We start from the raw sequence: 15,552 nt of genomic DNA, 5'->3' as shown, positions 1-15,552 counted from the left end.
CATGCAACCGACTATCGTTAATCTTATTAACCTGGCCCGACAGTTTTCTCATGAAATATCCGGGCTAAGCGCTGCGCCCGCCTGCTTTCAAGGCTGTTCACCTTGCCGCCGGAGGCACGTTTTTGCCCCGACTTTAACCATAGAAGGCCGTGCTTTTTGTCTGTTTTATTTTGGCGCCATCCCTGTCGTGCGCCAAGCCCTTCATGTATTTGGTAAATCTATTTTACATTTCCTTTCTTGAAATTGATTCTTGTATTCTGCTGTTATGGTGTTGGTGTGGCTTCGCATAGGTTGCGGTTTGTCGCCGGTGTCGGAGTTTTGCCAAAGGGGGATTTCTATCGAACGAAGGATACGCAAATCATCTATTCTGATTATTCTCGGGCTACTTGTCATCCTGATCTTTACAGCGTGTCGGATCGCACGCAAGCGCGAGCCCGTCGTAAAGGATGGAAAGCGGTACGGTGTGACAAGCGGTGCGTTTCGGCACAGGTACTGGAACTATTATGAGCGGGGGCTCTCCTACTCAGAAGGGGGGTTCTGGGCAGAAGCGGAAGAAGACTTCCGGGAGGCCCTCTTGAAACGGGAGGTGGACGGACTTCGTTCTCGGACTTACGGGCTTCACTTTATCGAGTATTTCTCCCATCGAGAGCTTGGAATCGCCCTTTTTCACCAAGGGAGGTTTTTAGAGTCCATAAAAGAATTGGAAACGTCCCTTGGGCACGTTACATCCTCAAAGGCCCAGTTTTTTTTGGATAAGGCCAGGAAATCATGGCTTGAAGACCACCGAATGGACATGGAACTTCCGGAGATCATATGCAGAACTCCTGCTGACCGGGATGTTGTAAATCGAAATAAAATCCTTGTCTCAGGCGTGGCAACCGATGACACCTTTGTCAAAGAGATACTGATTAACGGAAAGCCTGTTCAGGTCGATCTCTCGGCGCAGGAGGTTTCCTTTAGCACAGAAGTGTCGTTGGCTCAGGGAGAAAACATCATCACGATAGCCGTAAGGGATTTGACCGGCAAAACAGCGAGGCTTGAAAGAACCATACGGTGTGACCGTTTGGGGCCGATTCTGAGTATATACGAGCCGGTTGCTTCGGATCTTATGGAGAATACTTATCATATCAATGCATATGTGGGGGATGACTCTGGCATTAGGGACGTTCTTTTGAACGGTCAGAGCCTCGCCTGTGTCCCTGTTTCGGAAGTTGTTCTTGACTGTCCGGTAACCCTGGCGCCCGGGGAGGTCAAAGTTGTCATATCCGCCGAAGATCAGGCCGGGAATATTACCACGGCCCAAATCCTTCTGCCGGACTTCCTGCCCGGTGGCAAGGCAGGCAGCTTCCCTGGACTGCTTCTCGCATCTCTGGATACGCCTCTCTGCCTGCTTGCAAACGCCGACTCCCATAGACATGAGGGCGGAGTCGGGGACGCCGCGAAGGTGAGTGGGGCACGGCACCTTTCGCGGGTGACTCGGGGCGGTGCCGTCACACCCCAGGACAGCCGCTTGGATGTGAGGCCGGGGACCAATTATGCGCTGATCATCGGGATCGATGCCTATGAGCACTGGAACCCTTTAAAAACAGCCGTAAACGATGCCCTGGCATTGAAAAAGATTCTGGTGGAACGATACGCCTTTGAGGATGAAAACGTACGGCTCCTAACCGATAAGAGCGCCACCCGTCCTGCCCTGATCGATGCGTTGATGCAGATGACCTCCGGTCTCGGTGATTCGGACAACCTTCTCGTTTACTTTGCCGGTCACGGGCAATTGAGCGAGCACAGCAATGACGGCTACTGGATACCGGTGGAAGGGAAGAGGGGGAGTGCTGTCTGGTCGTGGATAGCGCATTCAGCTGTAAAAAATATGATCGTCTCTGAAGAGGTCCGGGCAAATAATATCGTGGTGATCGCCGACTCCTGTTACGGAGGAAAACTTGCCCGCGGGGGAGGGGGATCGGCCGAGGTCTCTTCGGAGCAGGCTCTTCAGTCGAGGCGACTCCGGTTATCTTCCAGGAAATCAAGGCAGATCATTACTTCTGGCAGTCTTGAGCCGGTGGCCGACTGGGGGAGGGACAAACACAGCCTGTTTGCCTACTATCTTCTCAAAGGGCTTGAAGAGAACATGGAGCCGGTAATCGATCTTAAGAGCATTATCAATTCTTATGTCTGGGAGCCTGTTTTCAGGATCGGTGGCCAGCGGCCTGTTTTGGGGCGGTTTACGACTCCCATGGATGAGGATGGGGAGTATGTCTTGTGCCTTAAAAAAGAGAGTGGGGCTGCGCAAGCCGTGGTAAAGCCTATCGTTTCGCCCGACAGGGAACTCCGGGAAAGGGGCGCCGATACCCTGTCTCCTCTTATTTCCATAAAAAACTGGAAGGACAATCATACGGTTTTCCTGGATCATATTTTTATGGAAGGTCGGGTCACAGACGACAGTTGCGTTGAGGATATTCGGATCAATGGTCGGAGTGTTATAAAGGTGCCGGGCAAGACCATCTATTTCAATCACCTGGCGGAACTCAAAGAGGGAGACAATCCCTTTATCATTGAGTGCGTTGATGTTGCCGGCAATCGGGTTCGGAAAGAGGTGCACATTTATCGCAAAGTCAGGACTGTACATGATGACAATTCCAGGATGTCCGCTGCTCTGTTTCCTCTCGAGATCAGCGGGAACCTTGATATGGATCTTGACAGTACGCTTTTCGATCACCTGTTCGATTGCGATCGGTTCAATATGAAGCAGTGGCAGGGGAGTCTTTCTGAGGAAGCCCAATATGACCCGGTTGACATTTCCCGCCTTGCAAAGGCTCAGGGGATTGATTTTTTCATTACTGGCAAAGCAAAGGCCGTAGGGAACTCACTGGAGATCCGTGCCCGTCTGATTGAAACGGAAACCCTCGATATTGTATCCGCCGCAGATGTCTATGATGAAGGCATCAACCGGGAGATCCTCGACAGGATGTGCCGGGGGCTGATTTTCAAACTTCGATATGATCTGCCTCTCGTTGAAGGAAAAGTTGTTATGGTCAAGGGCGAGAGGGTTACCATCAACCTGGGGGATAATCATAAGGTGAAGAAGGGAATGCATCTTATCTTTTTTGAAGAAGATGAGCCTGTTATGGACCCGGAAACAGGGGAGTACCTGGGGGTAGATACCTTCCCATTGGGAACCGCTCGCATCAATAAGGTTCTTGCCAAAATGTCTCATGCAGAGGTCATGGGTGATGAAGAGGTGACGGGCGGCCTCAGGGCAGGGCAATTGGTTATCACCAAATAGGGGTTGCTTGATGTTGTTATGGGAAGAGTGCTCAGATGTCAGGTTTTTTCTCAAGGGCCTTTGGGCTTTAAGGGGAAGAAAGGAGAAAAAAAACCGTTTCCTTCACCCATTTTCCCTGTCCGTGCTGGTCATGGGGGTTGTCATCTGCAGCCATATAGTGACACCTGCCCTCGCCGAAGACCGCCTCATTCGAATAGATATTCCCTGCTCCTTCAATCCGGTTGGCTCCGGTGCAAGGGCGTTGGGCATGGGCGGTGCGTTCATTGCTGTCGCTGATGACGCTACTGCCGCCTCATGGAATCCGGCCGGGTTGATTCAGATTGAACGACCCGAAGTGTCAATGGTGGTTTCCGGTTCCCGTCGCGCAGAAGAGAACCTGTTCAGCGAAAACTCCGAAGCAAATGGCGTGGAGACGATAAGTAACGCCAGTATCAATTACTTTAGTGTATCCACTCCCGTGCAACTTTGGGGGTACAGCCTGACCTTGTCTCTGAATTATCAGCGGCTCTACGACTTTGCCCGGGCGTGGGATTTCCCCATGACCATAGAGGGGACTGAGGGGCTGAATGAAATACACCAGGAACAGCAGGTAAGCTACTCCCAGGACGGCGGGCTCTCAGCTCTGGGCCTGGCTTGCGGTATCCTTATTACTCCCGATTTTTCCATAGGTTTTGCGCTTAACATTTGGGATGATGACCTGACGGAAAATCACTGGGAAAAATCAATTGTTGAGACAGGACAGGGTAATTTTGGCAGGTACACGGCGGATTTTGAATCGGTCAGGCATCGCAGGTATTCGTTTAAGGGGCTAAACGCAAACCTTGGCTTCCTGTGGTCTGTGAGCCGCAAACTAACCCTTGGTGCGGTATTAAAAACGCCTTTCAGGGCAGACTTGAATCACAGGGAGTGGTCCTATACAAAACTAAATTACACCCAGCCGAATTTTCCTGCAGATTTTGAGGATGAGGCATCCAGCGAAGAAGAATGCACCCTGCACATGCCGATGTCCTACGGCATGGGCTTGGCTTACCGGGCATCGGATGCGTTGACCGTTTCCATGGATTTATACAGGACCCGGTGGGATGATTACAAGGTTGAGAATTCCCAAGGCAGAACAACATGCCCCCTCACGGGAAAACCCTATGACGAATCGGACATTGCCCCCACACTTCAGGTGCGGACAGGGGCAGAGTACCTGCTTATTAAGCCACGATACCTGATCCCCCTTCGTTGTGGCTTTTTTTATGACCCGGCCCCGGCGGAAGGAAAACCCGATGATTTTTTTGGCGCAACGTTAGGAACGGGAGTGACGTTTAAACGATTTTCCCTTGATGTCGCGTATCAATATCGATTTGCTGATGATGTGGGGGAATCCATACTACAGGAGTATGGGTTTTCACAGGATGTTCGTGAGCATACCCTTTATGCCTCGGTGATTTGTTATTTTTAAGAAATTAATTCGTAACTGTTCAGCACTTGAAAGGTAATGCCTCCGGCAACCCGCTTTCAAGGTGGCGCATCTTGCCGCCGGCGGTATTGTTTGTCGGTCTTTATTTCAGAATCGAGGATGGACATGAAAAAAGCATTCTTTATATTGCTCAACACCGTCTTCCTGTTGCTGGCTTTTAAGATATGGGCTGAATCCGGAATCGTTGTTTATGTTAATGATGACGCAGCAGGAGATGGGAATGGCAGCAGTTGGTTGAATGCTTACACAGACTTGCAGTCCGCGATTGACTCGGCGAAACCCAATGATGAGGTATGGGTGGCAGCCGGGATCTATAAACCTGGTGTCGAAGACCGGTCTGAATATTTCCAGATGGCAAAAGGCGTGTCAATTTACGGCGGTTTTTCGGGTGATGAAGATCCCGCAACGTTTAATATCATCAATCGTGATTTTATTTCTAATGCGACTGTCCTCAGTGGGGATATTGGCGCTGAGGGAGATGATACGGACAACTGCTACCACGTGTTCTATCATTCCGGTGATCTAAGTTTAGATGAAACGGCCGTTCTCGATGGGTTTACAGTCACTGGAGGGAAGGCAGATGGAGACAATGTGCGTAGTGAAGGTGGAGGGATGTACAATGTTTTATCCTCGCCAATTATAAGAAACTGCACATTCGTGGATAACTATGCAGTTGAAGGAGGTGGGATGCATAATGTGTCATCATCACCTGTTTTGACCAACTGCATTTTTGTGGGTAATTCTGCACTGGAAGGAGGCGGTGGAATGTGTGGATTATCATCATCGTCAGTTCTGACTAACTGCTTATTTTCAGATAATACTGTGAGTTACGGATACGGTGGGGGAATGTATAACGGTCTATACTGCTCGCCCAAGCTGATGAATTGTACGTTTTCAGGAAATCGTGGCTTGGGTGGTCATGATGGCATGAGTGGCAGGGCGGTTACTTCTTTAAGCTCGACAGTCTTGACCAACTGTATTTTCTGGGGAGATACCTCCGGTGAGGATCATATTTACAATGATAACGCCACGCCTTCCGTTACCTTCAGCTGCGTGCAAGGCGGAACTGGTCAGGCGTGGTTTGGAACAGGATGTCTTGATATAAATCCGGAGTTTGTTGATGCCACCAATGGTGATTTCAACCTGTTGCCTTCGTCACCATGTATTAATACCGGAAATCCAGATACAACAACGAGTGATGCAGGCTTTGAGGACCTTGCCGGAAATCCCAGAATTGGTGATGCCAGGATTGATATGGGCGCATACGAATTTAATAAAATCCCTCCACCTCCACCTCCATTTATTCCTATTCCTATTCCTGTACTGCACGAATCGTCTATCACAGATTCAATATTGAAGCTTGAAATAGACCCTTTCCCCGAAAGTCGGGACGGGGTTGTGCATTTAAGAACCCAATGGAGACTTTACGATTCAGGATGTGATGAGAATAATTGTGATAAACCCATTATTCTTAATAATTATACGGATAAGGGCCATGCAATACTTAAAATCCCAATGATCATTTTTGACGATTATAATTCCAATGAATGGCAAACCAGATTTGAAGTGGGCTTTTCTTCAAATACATTCTTAAAAAAATGGTCGCAATGGGCATGGCCCGGATCCATGCCATATTTTCAGGCCATAGGATTTGACGAGGTGGAGTATGACACGGATTTAGACAGTAATGGTGTGTCTGATAAGAAGCAGGACGAATTTAAAGTGATTAAAACATATGATGGCAATGCCGAAATAGGTTTTAAAATAAAGTCTGGATATAGTTTTGCTTTTAAGGCTATCCAGGCCATTAAGCCAGAATCCTTTGATGATGATAGTGAGTCCAGATTTTTGCCCTTCGGTCTTGTTTCTTTTAAGATTGATGGCATTTCTGAAGATAGCAATGGCGAGGTCGAGGTTGAGATCTATTTCTCCATCCCCATGCCTGATGGCAGTAAATTGTATTGCTATTCTACTGAAAAAGGGGTGTTAGAGGCTATGGAAGATATCGTTTTTAATGAAAAAGGGACATGTGTCACACTCAAGGTTGAAGATGGAGGGCGTGGTGATTTCGACGGGATAGCAAATAAGACTATTGTCCATACATCCGGCATCGGTCTGAAAAATAGTGACGAAAGCCAGGTAATACCTGACGGTGGTAGCATGGATGTTGGTGGCATTGGATGTTTTATAGGTGTTGCAGGGACTTTTTTGCCTAAAGAGTAACGAGGCTGTAGAATAAGTCTCGATGAAATTTTTTGCCAATTCCTATGACTGAAATTAGATTAAAAATGGCCAGCTGTGTAAAACCTGGCAGAGTTATCGGCCTCAATTCTGTCAAAAATTATTGTCCTCGTGATAATCGTGGATCATGTTTCGGCAAATGAGATCAGGAAGGACGGGGACTGGAGGGGGGACGGGGACCGGGGACAGGCACCATGCGCTGGGACCGGAGGACCGGGGACAGGCACCATGCGCTTGACCTCTTCATCAATCTGTGAGACACTCCTTTTTGAAAAGTAACCCGCCTTAATTTAATAGAAAAATCATTCCAGAGCCTAATTAATAGATCCGTATTTCTGACATGACACCTTAAGGAGATGATGCGCTATGCCTCGTATTCCCCGGATGGTCAGGACAGATCCCGGCCAGAAGACCGTTTATCATGTAATCAGTCGAACCGCGCTGGATGGCCTCCCCTTCAAGGATTCTGAAAAAGATGAGCTGGTCCGTGTGATCCGTCGATTCTCAATGGTGTATGCCGTTGAGGTGTTGGGTTTCAGTGTGATGGGCAGTCATTTCCACATTCTCGCAGAAGTGAGCCCGGGTGCGATGCTTTCGGATGAGGAGGTGCGGCAGCGTTTTATGCTTCTTCAGACAAAAGGGTCGGAGTTTCCTGAAGGACAGCTTGAGGCCTTCAGGGAACGGTTTTCCAGCTTGTCGTGGTATGTCAAGGACATCAAGCAGACCTTCTCCCGGCACTACAATCGGAAGAAAAAACGGCGGGGGACCCTTTGGGGCGAGCGGTTTAAAAGCGTGATCGTAGAAAAAGGGGAGACCGTTATCAATTGCCTTGCCTATATTGATTTGAATGCCGTAAGGGCGGGCATTGTGACGCGGCCTGAGGACTACCGCTGGTGCTCCATCGGGCACCATATGCAGACGGGAAACCGAGATGATTTTCTCTCCCTGGACTTCGGGTTGGTGGAGTTCGGGGTGGAGAGCGCTGAGCGACTGCAAAAATACCGTGAATTTCTCTACCATGCGGGGTCGGTGAAAAAACGGGGCAAGGCCGCGATCCCGTCGCGAGTGTTCCAGTCTGAAAAAGAGAAAAATTTCGAGATGGATCGCAGCCGGAGGTTCCTGTCCCGAACCCGATATTTTACCGACGCGGGCATCATCGGCTCCAAGGCTTTTGTTATGGGAACCTATGAAGTTTTTAAGGATCGACTTTATGGAAGCCGGGAACGGGTTCCCAAGCATGTGAAAGGGCTTGATGGCATGTATTCCATGAAGCGATTGAGAGAGGCCTGACGATTTTCTGCCATTGCATCAGATAAAGTCCACGGCAAAGGCAAGAACCTGCGTACGATCAGAATGAAATCAGCATCCATACCTGTTGTCGTGAGGGCATACAATTCATGTTTTGCCTTCCGTCATGTCAGCTGGAAGGGCTGTTCCTGCATCTGCCTGTTCGGGCATCGACTCACAAGAACACATTAAGTCCAGATCGGACCACCGGGGTTGCAACGTTTTTTTTGGTCAGGAATGACGCAAAAAGAAAATATTAGGGCATGAGATTCAACATCAAACGCATGTCGCCTGTCCCTGAAACGCTGAAACGATATTGAACGCATGTCGCCTGTCCCCTGACAGTTCCGCAGATCATGAAGCACCTCAACAGCTCGTATATTATCGAAGGCATCAGCAAGAAACACCTCGAGAGCGCATGGTGCCTGTCCCCTTACATACTGACATATTCCGCCAAGATGCCGCACCCGAGCTCGTAATTTGATAAATCGTATGGTGTCTGTCCCCTGGTCACTCGTTGTGCCACAACCCTCGTTTACGCTACGGAACTTACTTCCGGGCGGGCCCTGTAATCCAACCTTATCTCTGCAAGTCTCTTAAATGTTCGAGATGCACTTTTCCGCTGCTTCCCATTGTCCAACATACCCTTGGGACCCATATAATGAGCCTCGTCCTTGGCAAAGCGCATGGTGCCTGTCCCCTGAAAATATCCTCGTCGAAACCCCCAACGTGAATCTTCAGCAGATCATGAAGCACCTCAACGGCTCGTACATTGTTGAAAGCACCAGCAAGAAACACCTCGAGATCGCATGGTGCCTGTCCCCTGAAAAAGAAAAAGGCTTTTAGCCCGGATATTTCATGAGAAAACAATCAGGACTAATGAATAATCTGTAATTACAGTTCTTTGCAGTAATATTTTGAGATATTTCAAAAATGCAAAATGTAATCCACGGTATTCTGTCTGATTTTCCCACCCTTCGGGCGAGCCGGGTGCACTCATCTGCCGCGTTATCAGAGCTTTGAGGTAAACCACTACATCTTCAGCTCTGATGCCTTGCATATGAGCACACCCAACTCGTGAAATATCCGGGTTAGCGGCGCAGCCGCCTCTTGAGACGGCGTAGCCGCTTCATGATCTTCATGCATTTGCTTTGAGCCCCAGAGATGTGGGTTGGGTCAATTCGCCAAAACCCTTGTCGCGATGGCAGACATTACCCGAAGAGGGGAGGGTGTGATGGCTCACTTAATTTCTTTTAATTACTGAAATAATGGTTGAAATTTTTTTTACTTGTTATGTATACAACAAGTAACGATCGGTTCTGACCATTGGTCGGGGTGTCTTTTTCTCAGCCGGGGAGAGGACCGAGGGATGAGGTGTGGATACACCTTGTATTCTCGAGCTTTTTATCGCTTTTGAAAATTCAGCATCATCTCCTTTAAAGATACGAAAGCCGCAAGTGGCTTGGCTTTATTCTTGACATTTATGGGGTCTCTTTGTAGGTTTCATCCTGCTAATTTTCGCTAAACATTAAAAATACAATGGCCGGTTTCTTTCCCCGTGAGTTCGCATGGCCTGGTCTCGTCGCGGGTGGGAGGCTTGGGGTTTGATGCGTCCTTAAAAAAGGGGGCTTGATTCGGTTTTTGGCTCTTCGCTTTAAATTGTGTGGTTTTTTGAATTTAACGTGGGGCCTGATTGGGGCCATCCGTGCAGATAAAAGACAGGAGCACACCTTCCGTGAAATCCATTGATTTGAATTGCGACATGGGCGAGAGCTTTGGGTCGTACAGTATTGGCGCCGACGATGCGGTGATGCCCCATATCACCTCTGCAAATATTGCCTGCGGATGGCATGCCGGAGACCCGTCTGTGATGGAACGGACCGTCAGAATGGCGGTTGAACATGGGGTCAAGAGCGGAGCCCACCCGGGATATCTCGATCCCATGGGGTTCGGGCGGCGTTTTATGGAGCTCTCCTGTGAGGAGCTTCGCAACGCCATCGTCTACCAGGTGGGAGCGCTCAGGGGCTTTTGCTCCGCAGCCGGCACCTCTATCAGCCACGTGAAACCCCATGGCGCTCTTTACAATAATGCCATGGTCGATGAGACCGTCGCCCGTGGGATTGCCGAAGGTGTGGCCCGTATCGATGCCAGCCTTCCTGTCTTTGTTCTGGCCGGAGTCAAGGGACAGAACATGGCCCGAATCTGTCGGGAAAATGGTCTGCGCGTGGTTCGGGAAGCCTTTCCTGACAGGGCGTACACCCCGGAGGGGAATCTGGCCCCGCGCACCATGGCGGGGGCGGTGAAGACCGACCCGTCTGAGATCGCTGACCGGGCCCTCAGGATGGCAGAAGAGCATCGGGTGCTGGACATCAACGGTGACCTCATTGAGATTGAGGCGGAGACCCTCTGCCTCCACGGGGATACGCCGGAAGCCGCAACCCTGGTGCGCTCGATTCGCTGCACCCTTGAAACATCAGGAATTATCGTAAAATCCGTATGAGCACCTGTGATGATATGCAGCCCGAAGGGCTATGGGATGAACCGGTGTTCCGGCTCGTGGGAGACCGGGGACTGCTCATGGAGCTCTCCACCACCATCAACCGGCAGACCCGCCAGAAGCTCCGGGCCCTGTGCGCTTCACTTGAAATCTGTGCACCGGTGGGCGTGGTGGAGGTGATTCCGACCTATTGCTCGCTGATTGTTGCTTACGATCCTCTGAAAACAGGCCCTGAGCCTGTTGAACGGTATTTAAGGGCTCTTTCAGAGAGGCTGGAGAAATCCGAGGCGCCGGAACCCCGTGTGGTGGAGGTGCCGGTCTGTTATGGCGGGGACTTTGGGGAGGATTTGGACTATGTGGCTTCCCACAACGGGCTCTCCCCCGAAGAGGTGATCCGTATTCACTCGGGGACACTTTATCCTGTTTATATGCTGGGATTTACCCCGGGTTTCCCCTATCTGGGGGGGCTCTCCGAGAAGATTCACGCACCGCGCCTGGCCACACCCCGTACGAGGGTCCCGGCGGGGTCGGTGGGCATCGCCAACAACCAGACCGGGATTTACCCCATTGAGAGCCCTGGGGGGTGGCAGCTGATCGGCCGATGCCCCCTTCGTCTCTTTGACTTGAATCGGAGAAATCCCTTTTATATTAAGGCAGGAGATCTGTTGCGGTTTATCCCCATCTCCCTTGAGGCATTTGCGTCGTTTGATGCCGGGGAGGTGAGGGCATGACCCCCTCCGTCGCCGTGTTTAACGTTCGAGAGCCCGGCCCTCTGACCACCGTTCAGGACCTGGGACGTTACGGTTATCAGCGTTTCGGTGTGCCCCCCTCTGGCGCACTGGACACCCGGGCCGCGGTCCTGGCCAATCTCCTGGTGGGCAACCCGGACGGCGCCGCCGTTCTTGAGATGACTTATTATGGTGCCACCCTGGAGATCCTCTCTTCCTGTACCCTGGCCCTGGCCGGGGCCACAATGGATGTGACGGTCAATGGCGCACCCATTTCATGCTGGCGCTCTTTTTCCGTCTCCGCCGGTGATGTGGTGGCCATTGGCATGGCGACCTCGGGCTGTCGGGGATACCTGGCTCTTGGCGGGGGCATTGATGTGCCTGAGGTCATGGGCAGTCGCAGTTGTTATGTGGGGGGGAAGTTTGGAGGGCATAAAGGAAGGGCGCTGGCTCACGGAGATGTGATTTATGGCGTTTCCCCAGGGGCCGGGAGCCCCCCAAAAAGCATTCCGGAATCTTTCAGGCCGGTGTATGCCTCGTCCATTGAGCTTCGAGCGGTGGCCGGTCCCCAGGACGATTTTTTTGATGAAGGGTTGGCGCTCTTTTTCAGTCGAGAGTTCACCATCACCCAGCAGGCAAACCGGATGGGCTATCGCCTGGAAGGCCCCAAGGTCCTTCGAAAAGAGGGAATGCCGAAAAGCATCATCTCCGAGCCCAGCCTTCCCGGAGGCGTTCAGGTGCCCGAAGGAGGAGATCCCATTATTCTGCTTCGAGAACAGACCGTGGGGGGATACGCCAAGATCGCCTCGGTGATCTCAGACGATATTTCCCGGGTGGCCCAGGCGCTGCCCGGACAGACGATACGATTTCAGAGAGTGTCGGTGGCTGCGGCCCACCAAATCACCGTGGAGCACCACCAGAGACTCTTGACCCTCAAGGACATGGATTTGGCCCTGGCCTGAGGCAGGCTCTGTTTAGAGATGAGATAACAGGGCAGACCCATGTCCCACCGCAGCCGATGCGTAAACGCTGTCGCATCGAGAAGAATGAACCCAGTAAACTGAGCATGAAGGAGTGTGTGATTCATGAAGCCTTTAAAGACACTGTTTGTTTTAACGATTCTCGTCTTTTTTTCACGTAGCGCCGCCATGGCCGAACCCATCAAGCTGGATTTGAACGCCGTCTATGGTGCCACCAGCTTTCATACCCAGGGGGCCATGGCCTTTGCCAAGCGCGTTGAAGCGCACTCCGGAGGCTCTGTCCTCATCACGGTTCATCCCGGTGGCAGTCTTGGATTCAAAGGCCCAGAGCTTTTAAAAGTGGTGAAAGACGGCCAGATCCCCATGTCTGACATCCTGATGGGGGTGGTCGCCGGAAGTGCCCACGTCTTTGGCATCAGTTCGCTGCCCCGTCTGGTCTCTACCTATGATGACGCCAGGGCCCTTTACGCCGACGCCAAGCCCCTTTATGAGAAAACCGCCCGCAGATGGAATCAGAAATTTCTCTACGCCGCGCCCTGGCCTCCCAGCGGACTGGTCACTAAAAAAGCGATCGTCACCCGCGCAGATATCAAGGGCATCAAAACCCGAACTTATGACAAGAATGGTGCCGAGTTCCTTCGCGCCATGGGCGGGATGCCCCTGTCCATGCCCTGGGGCGAGGTGTATGCCTCCCTTCGGACCGGTATGATCGACTCGGTCCTGACCTCCTCCGAATCCGCCAAGAATGGAAAATTCTGGGAAGTGCTCAGTCATTTTGAACCGATCAATTACGCCTACCCCCTGAACATGGTCACCATCAACCTCGATTACTGGAATGCCCTCTCCGGGGCGCAGCAGGACGCCATGATGAAGGCCGCCGCTGAAACCGAGCTGGCCCAGTGGCAGGCATCCCAGGCCCGTAGCGAGGAGGCCCTGAAGGTGATTGCCGCCGAGGGCATCGTGATCACCCCTGAGAGCGCCGCGCTCACCGCCGAGTTGGACGCCGCAGCCAGTGAAATTCAGAAAAAATTTCTCAAGAAAGCCAAAAAAGCTGAGAAGGCCCTTTTAAACAAATACGTAAAGTAGATTATGAAAAAAATTATCTTATTTATCGATGCCTGCTCCAAAGCCGGAGGCTATGTCTCCGGTTTGTTCATGCTATTGATCGTGGCGCTGATCACCCTTGAGATCTGTGCGAGGACGCTCTTTAATACCTCCACTCTCATTGGTGACGAATACTGCGCCTACTTTTTTGTCGTGGTGGTCATGATGGGGCTCTCTTTTTCCATGAAAGAGGGGACCCACATCCGGATCTCCCTGTTGCGGAGCAAATTGCCGGAACCGGTCCTTAGGGTCCTGGACCTTCTGGTGCTGGCCGGGGCCATTGCCCTTGCCGGCTTTGCTTTCTATCATGCGGTTCTGATGACCTATGATGTTTGGGACCTGGGCATGACGGCGGATTCGATCTCCGAAACCCCCCTTTATATTCCCCAGCTGGTCATCCCGGTGGGCCTGCTGCTGTTGATTTTACAGCTTATCGGTGATTTTTTGAGGAGGTTGTTATCGTTTCAGATCCGCTCATTCTAACCTTTTTGCTCTTTGGGGTGATGTTCCTGCTGCTGCTGTCCGGTCTCTGGATCGGCTTCTCCCTGATGGGGGCAGGGGTGATGGGCATGTTGATGTTCAAGCTCAACCTGCCGCCCACCCTGTCGGTCTGGGACAAGATCGGCGGTCTGTTGGCCAACTCCATCTGGAACAGCACCAACTCCTGGTCCCTGACGGCTTTGCCGCTCTTTATCCTCATGGGGGAGATTCTTTACCGGACCCAGATCTCCACACGGCTGTTAAATGGACTTCAACCGTGGCTGGCCGGTGTTCCCGGGCGATTGCTTCACATCAACGTTGTGGCCTGTTCGCTCTTTGCCGCCGTCTCGGGCTCGAGTGCCGCCACCACAGCCACCGTGGGGAAAATCACCCTGGATGAGCTCTCAAAACGGGGCTATGACCGCAGCATCGCCATCGGCTCTCTGGCCGGGGCAGGGACCCTCGGGTTTCTTATTCCGCCCAGTCTGATCATGATTATCTACGGAATTCTATCCGACACCTCCATCGGCAAGCTCTTTATTGCCGGGGTGATCCCCGGCCTGGCTCTGGCATCGGCCTACGCTGTCTACATCATGGTTCGCGCCACCCTCGACCCCGGGATTATGCCCGTGGAAGAAGAACGCTACACCTTTAAAGAGAAGCTCGCAGCCTCCCGGGAGCTGTTTCCCGTGCTCCTGCTCATTGTCGTGGTTTTAGGGGGCATCTACATGGGGATTACCACCCCCACGGAAGCCGCAGCCATCGGGGTGGTGGGTGCGCTGGCCCTTGCGGTGTGGTTTAAGAACCTGACGGTGGAAAACTTCCGGGAAGCGGTGCTCTCTGCCGTGCAGACCACCTCCATGATCTCCTTTATCATTGTGGGTGCGGCCTTTCTCTCCCAGGTGGTGGGGTTCGTGGGCATCGCCCGTGCCTTGAGTCTCTATATCTCAGGCCTGGGGCTCTCGCCCTATGTACTGATTTTTGTCATCGCCATCATGTACCTCTTTCTGGGCATGATTTTAGACGGGATCTCCATCGTGGTCATGACCCTGCCCATCGTGCTGCCCATCGTGGTGGCTGCAGGCTTTCATCCCCTGTGGTTCGGGATCTTTCTCGTCTTCATGGTGGAGCTTTCCCAGATCACCCCCCCGGTGGGATTCAGCATCTTTGTCATCGAAGGGATCTCCGGCGAGAAGGTGGGGGACATCCTCAAGGCCACCTTCCCCTTTTTCATCATCATGATCCTCATGGTGATCGCCATCACGGCTTTTCCGGACATTGTCTTCTATCTGCCCAACCAGATGGTGGATTAAAGCGGAGCGCCCGTAAGTATCGAATATTAAAAAAGGCCCCCGGCAGGATTGCCGGGGGCCTTTTTTTTTGTAACTATTCAGCTTGCCTTCGCCAAGTCGTTCGAGGCAAATGACAGAAAGATTCAAATGCCAATACGTCACGTCTTTTCATACATGGATCCCCGCCTGCGC

At 51.8% G+C, this 15,552-nt stretch carries 10 protein-coding genes; all 10 read left to right on the top strand.

Features of this window, described 5'->3' with window-relative positions:
* Nucleotides 1–463: 463 nt before the first annotated feature.
* The 10 genes from Q1Q75_RS14315 (at nt 464) to Q1Q75_RS14270 (ending at nt 15,381) form a co-directional block, all read left to right on the top strand.
* Nucleotides 464–3,283, top strand: coding sequence for a caspase family protein (locus Q1Q75_RS14315; RefSeq protein ID WP_300671999.1), 2,820 nt, complete (start codon nt 464–466; stop codon nt 3,281–3,283).
* A gap of 247 nt (nt 3,284–3,530) precedes the next feature.
* Nucleotides 3,531–4,733: an outer membrane protein transport protein gene (locus tag Q1Q75_RS14310; RefSeq protein ID WP_300671997.1), complete on the top strand. Its 1,203-nt coding sequence runs from the start codon at nt 3,531–3,533 to the stop codon at nt 4,731–4,733.
* Between the two features lie 123 nt (nt 4,734–4,856).
* A complete protein-coding gene (locus tag Q1Q75_RS14305) occupies nt 4,857–6,974 on the top strand; it encodes a choice-of-anchor U domain-containing protein (RefSeq protein WP_300671995.1) in 2,118 nt (705 codons plus the stop codon).
* Nucleotides 6,975–7,358: 384 nt separating this feature from the next.
* Complete coding sequence (locus Q1Q75_RS14300) at nt 7,359–8,282, top strand: transposase (RefSeq protein WP_300671994.1); 924 nt, start codon at nt 7,359–7,361, stop codon at nt 8,280–8,282.
* A gap of 1,732 nt (nt 8,283–10,014) precedes the next feature.
* On the top strand, nt 10,015–10,779 hold the full coding sequence (locus Q1Q75_RS14295; protein ID WP_300671992.1) for a 5-oxoprolinase subunit PxpA: 765 nt from the start codon (nt 10,015–10,017) through the stop codon (nt 10,777–10,779).
* Complete coding sequence (pxpB, locus tag Q1Q75_RS14290; RefSeq protein ID WP_300671990.1) at nt 10,776–11,507, top strand: 5-oxoprolinase subunit PxpB; 732 nt, start codon at nt 10,776–10,778, stop codon at nt 11,505–11,507. Before Q1Q75_RS14295 ends, pxpB begins: the two co-directional genes overlap by 4 nt.
* Nucleotides 11,504–12,466: a biotin-dependent carboxyltransferase family protein gene (locus Q1Q75_RS14285; protein WP_300671988.1), complete on the top strand. Its 963-nt coding sequence runs from the start codon at nt 11,504–11,506 to the stop codon at nt 12,464–12,466. Before pxpB ends, Q1Q75_RS14285 begins: the two co-directional genes overlap by 4 nt.
* Nucleotides 12,467–12,589: 123 nt before the next feature.
* Nucleotides 12,590–13,570, top strand: a complete 981-nt coding sequence (locus Q1Q75_RS14280) for a TRAP transporter substrate-binding protein (RefSeq protein WP_300671986.1) — start codon at nt 12,590–12,592, stop codon at nt 13,568–13,570.
* A gap of 3 nt (nt 13,571–13,573) precedes the next feature.
* Complete coding sequence (locus Q1Q75_RS14275) at nt 13,574–14,071, top strand: TRAP transporter small permease subunit (RefSeq protein WP_300671983.1); 498 nt, start codon at nt 13,574–13,576, stop codon at nt 14,069–14,071.
* Nucleotides 14,072–14,091: 20 nt separating this feature from the next.
* The gene (locus Q1Q75_RS14270) at nt 14,092–15,381 is read left to right on the top strand and encodes a TRAP transporter large permease subunit (protein WP_300671980.1); all 1,290 of its coding nucleotides are present in this window, start codon (nt 14,092–14,094) and stop codon (nt 15,379–15,381) included.
* Nucleotides 15,382–15,552 lie beyond the last annotated feature (171 nt).

Source organism: Desulfoluna sp., from assembly GCF_030145185.1.
Classification (GTDB): Bacteria; Desulfobacterota; Desulfobacteria; order Desulfobacterales; family Desulfolunaceae; genus Desulfoluna.
Note: the sequence above shows the minus strand (reverse complement) of the source record. Positions and strands in the feature narration are given on the sequence as shown.

Excerpts from the sequence above, each read along its gene's own strand:
- Q1Q75_RS14310 (WP_300671997.1), top strand. The coding sequence starts at position 3,531 with ATGGGCGGTGCGTTCATTGCTGTCGCTGATGACGCTACTGCCGCCTCA.
- Q1Q75_RS14305 (WP_300671995.1), top strand. The coding sequence starts at position 4,857 with ATGAAAAAAGCATTCTTTATATTGCTCAACACCGTCTTCCTGTTGCTG.
- Q1Q75_RS14300 (WP_300671994.1), top strand. The coding sequence starts at position 7,359 with ATGCCTCGTATTCCCCGGATGGTCAGGACAGATCCCGGCCAGAAGACC.
- pxpB (WP_300671990.1), top strand. The coding sequence starts at position 10,776 with ATGAGCACCTGTGATGATATGCAGCCCGAAGGGCTATGGGATGAACCG.
- Q1Q75_RS14285 (WP_300671988.1), top strand. The coding sequence starts at position 11,504 with ATGACCCCCTCCGTCGCCGTGTTTAACGTTCGAGAGCCCGGCCCTCTG.
- Q1Q75_RS14280 (WP_300671986.1), top strand. The coding sequence starts at position 12,590 with ATGAAGCCTTTAAAGACACTGTTTGTTTTAACGATTCTCGTCTTTTTT.
- Q1Q75_RS14275 (WP_300671983.1), top strand. The coding sequence starts at position 13,574 with ATGAAAAAAATTATCTTATTTATCGATGCCTGCTCCAAAGCCGGAGGC.
- Q1Q75_RS14270 (WP_300671980.1), top strand. The coding sequence starts at position 14,092 with ATGTTCCTGCTGCTGCTGTCCGGTCTCTGGATCGGCTTCTCCCTGATG.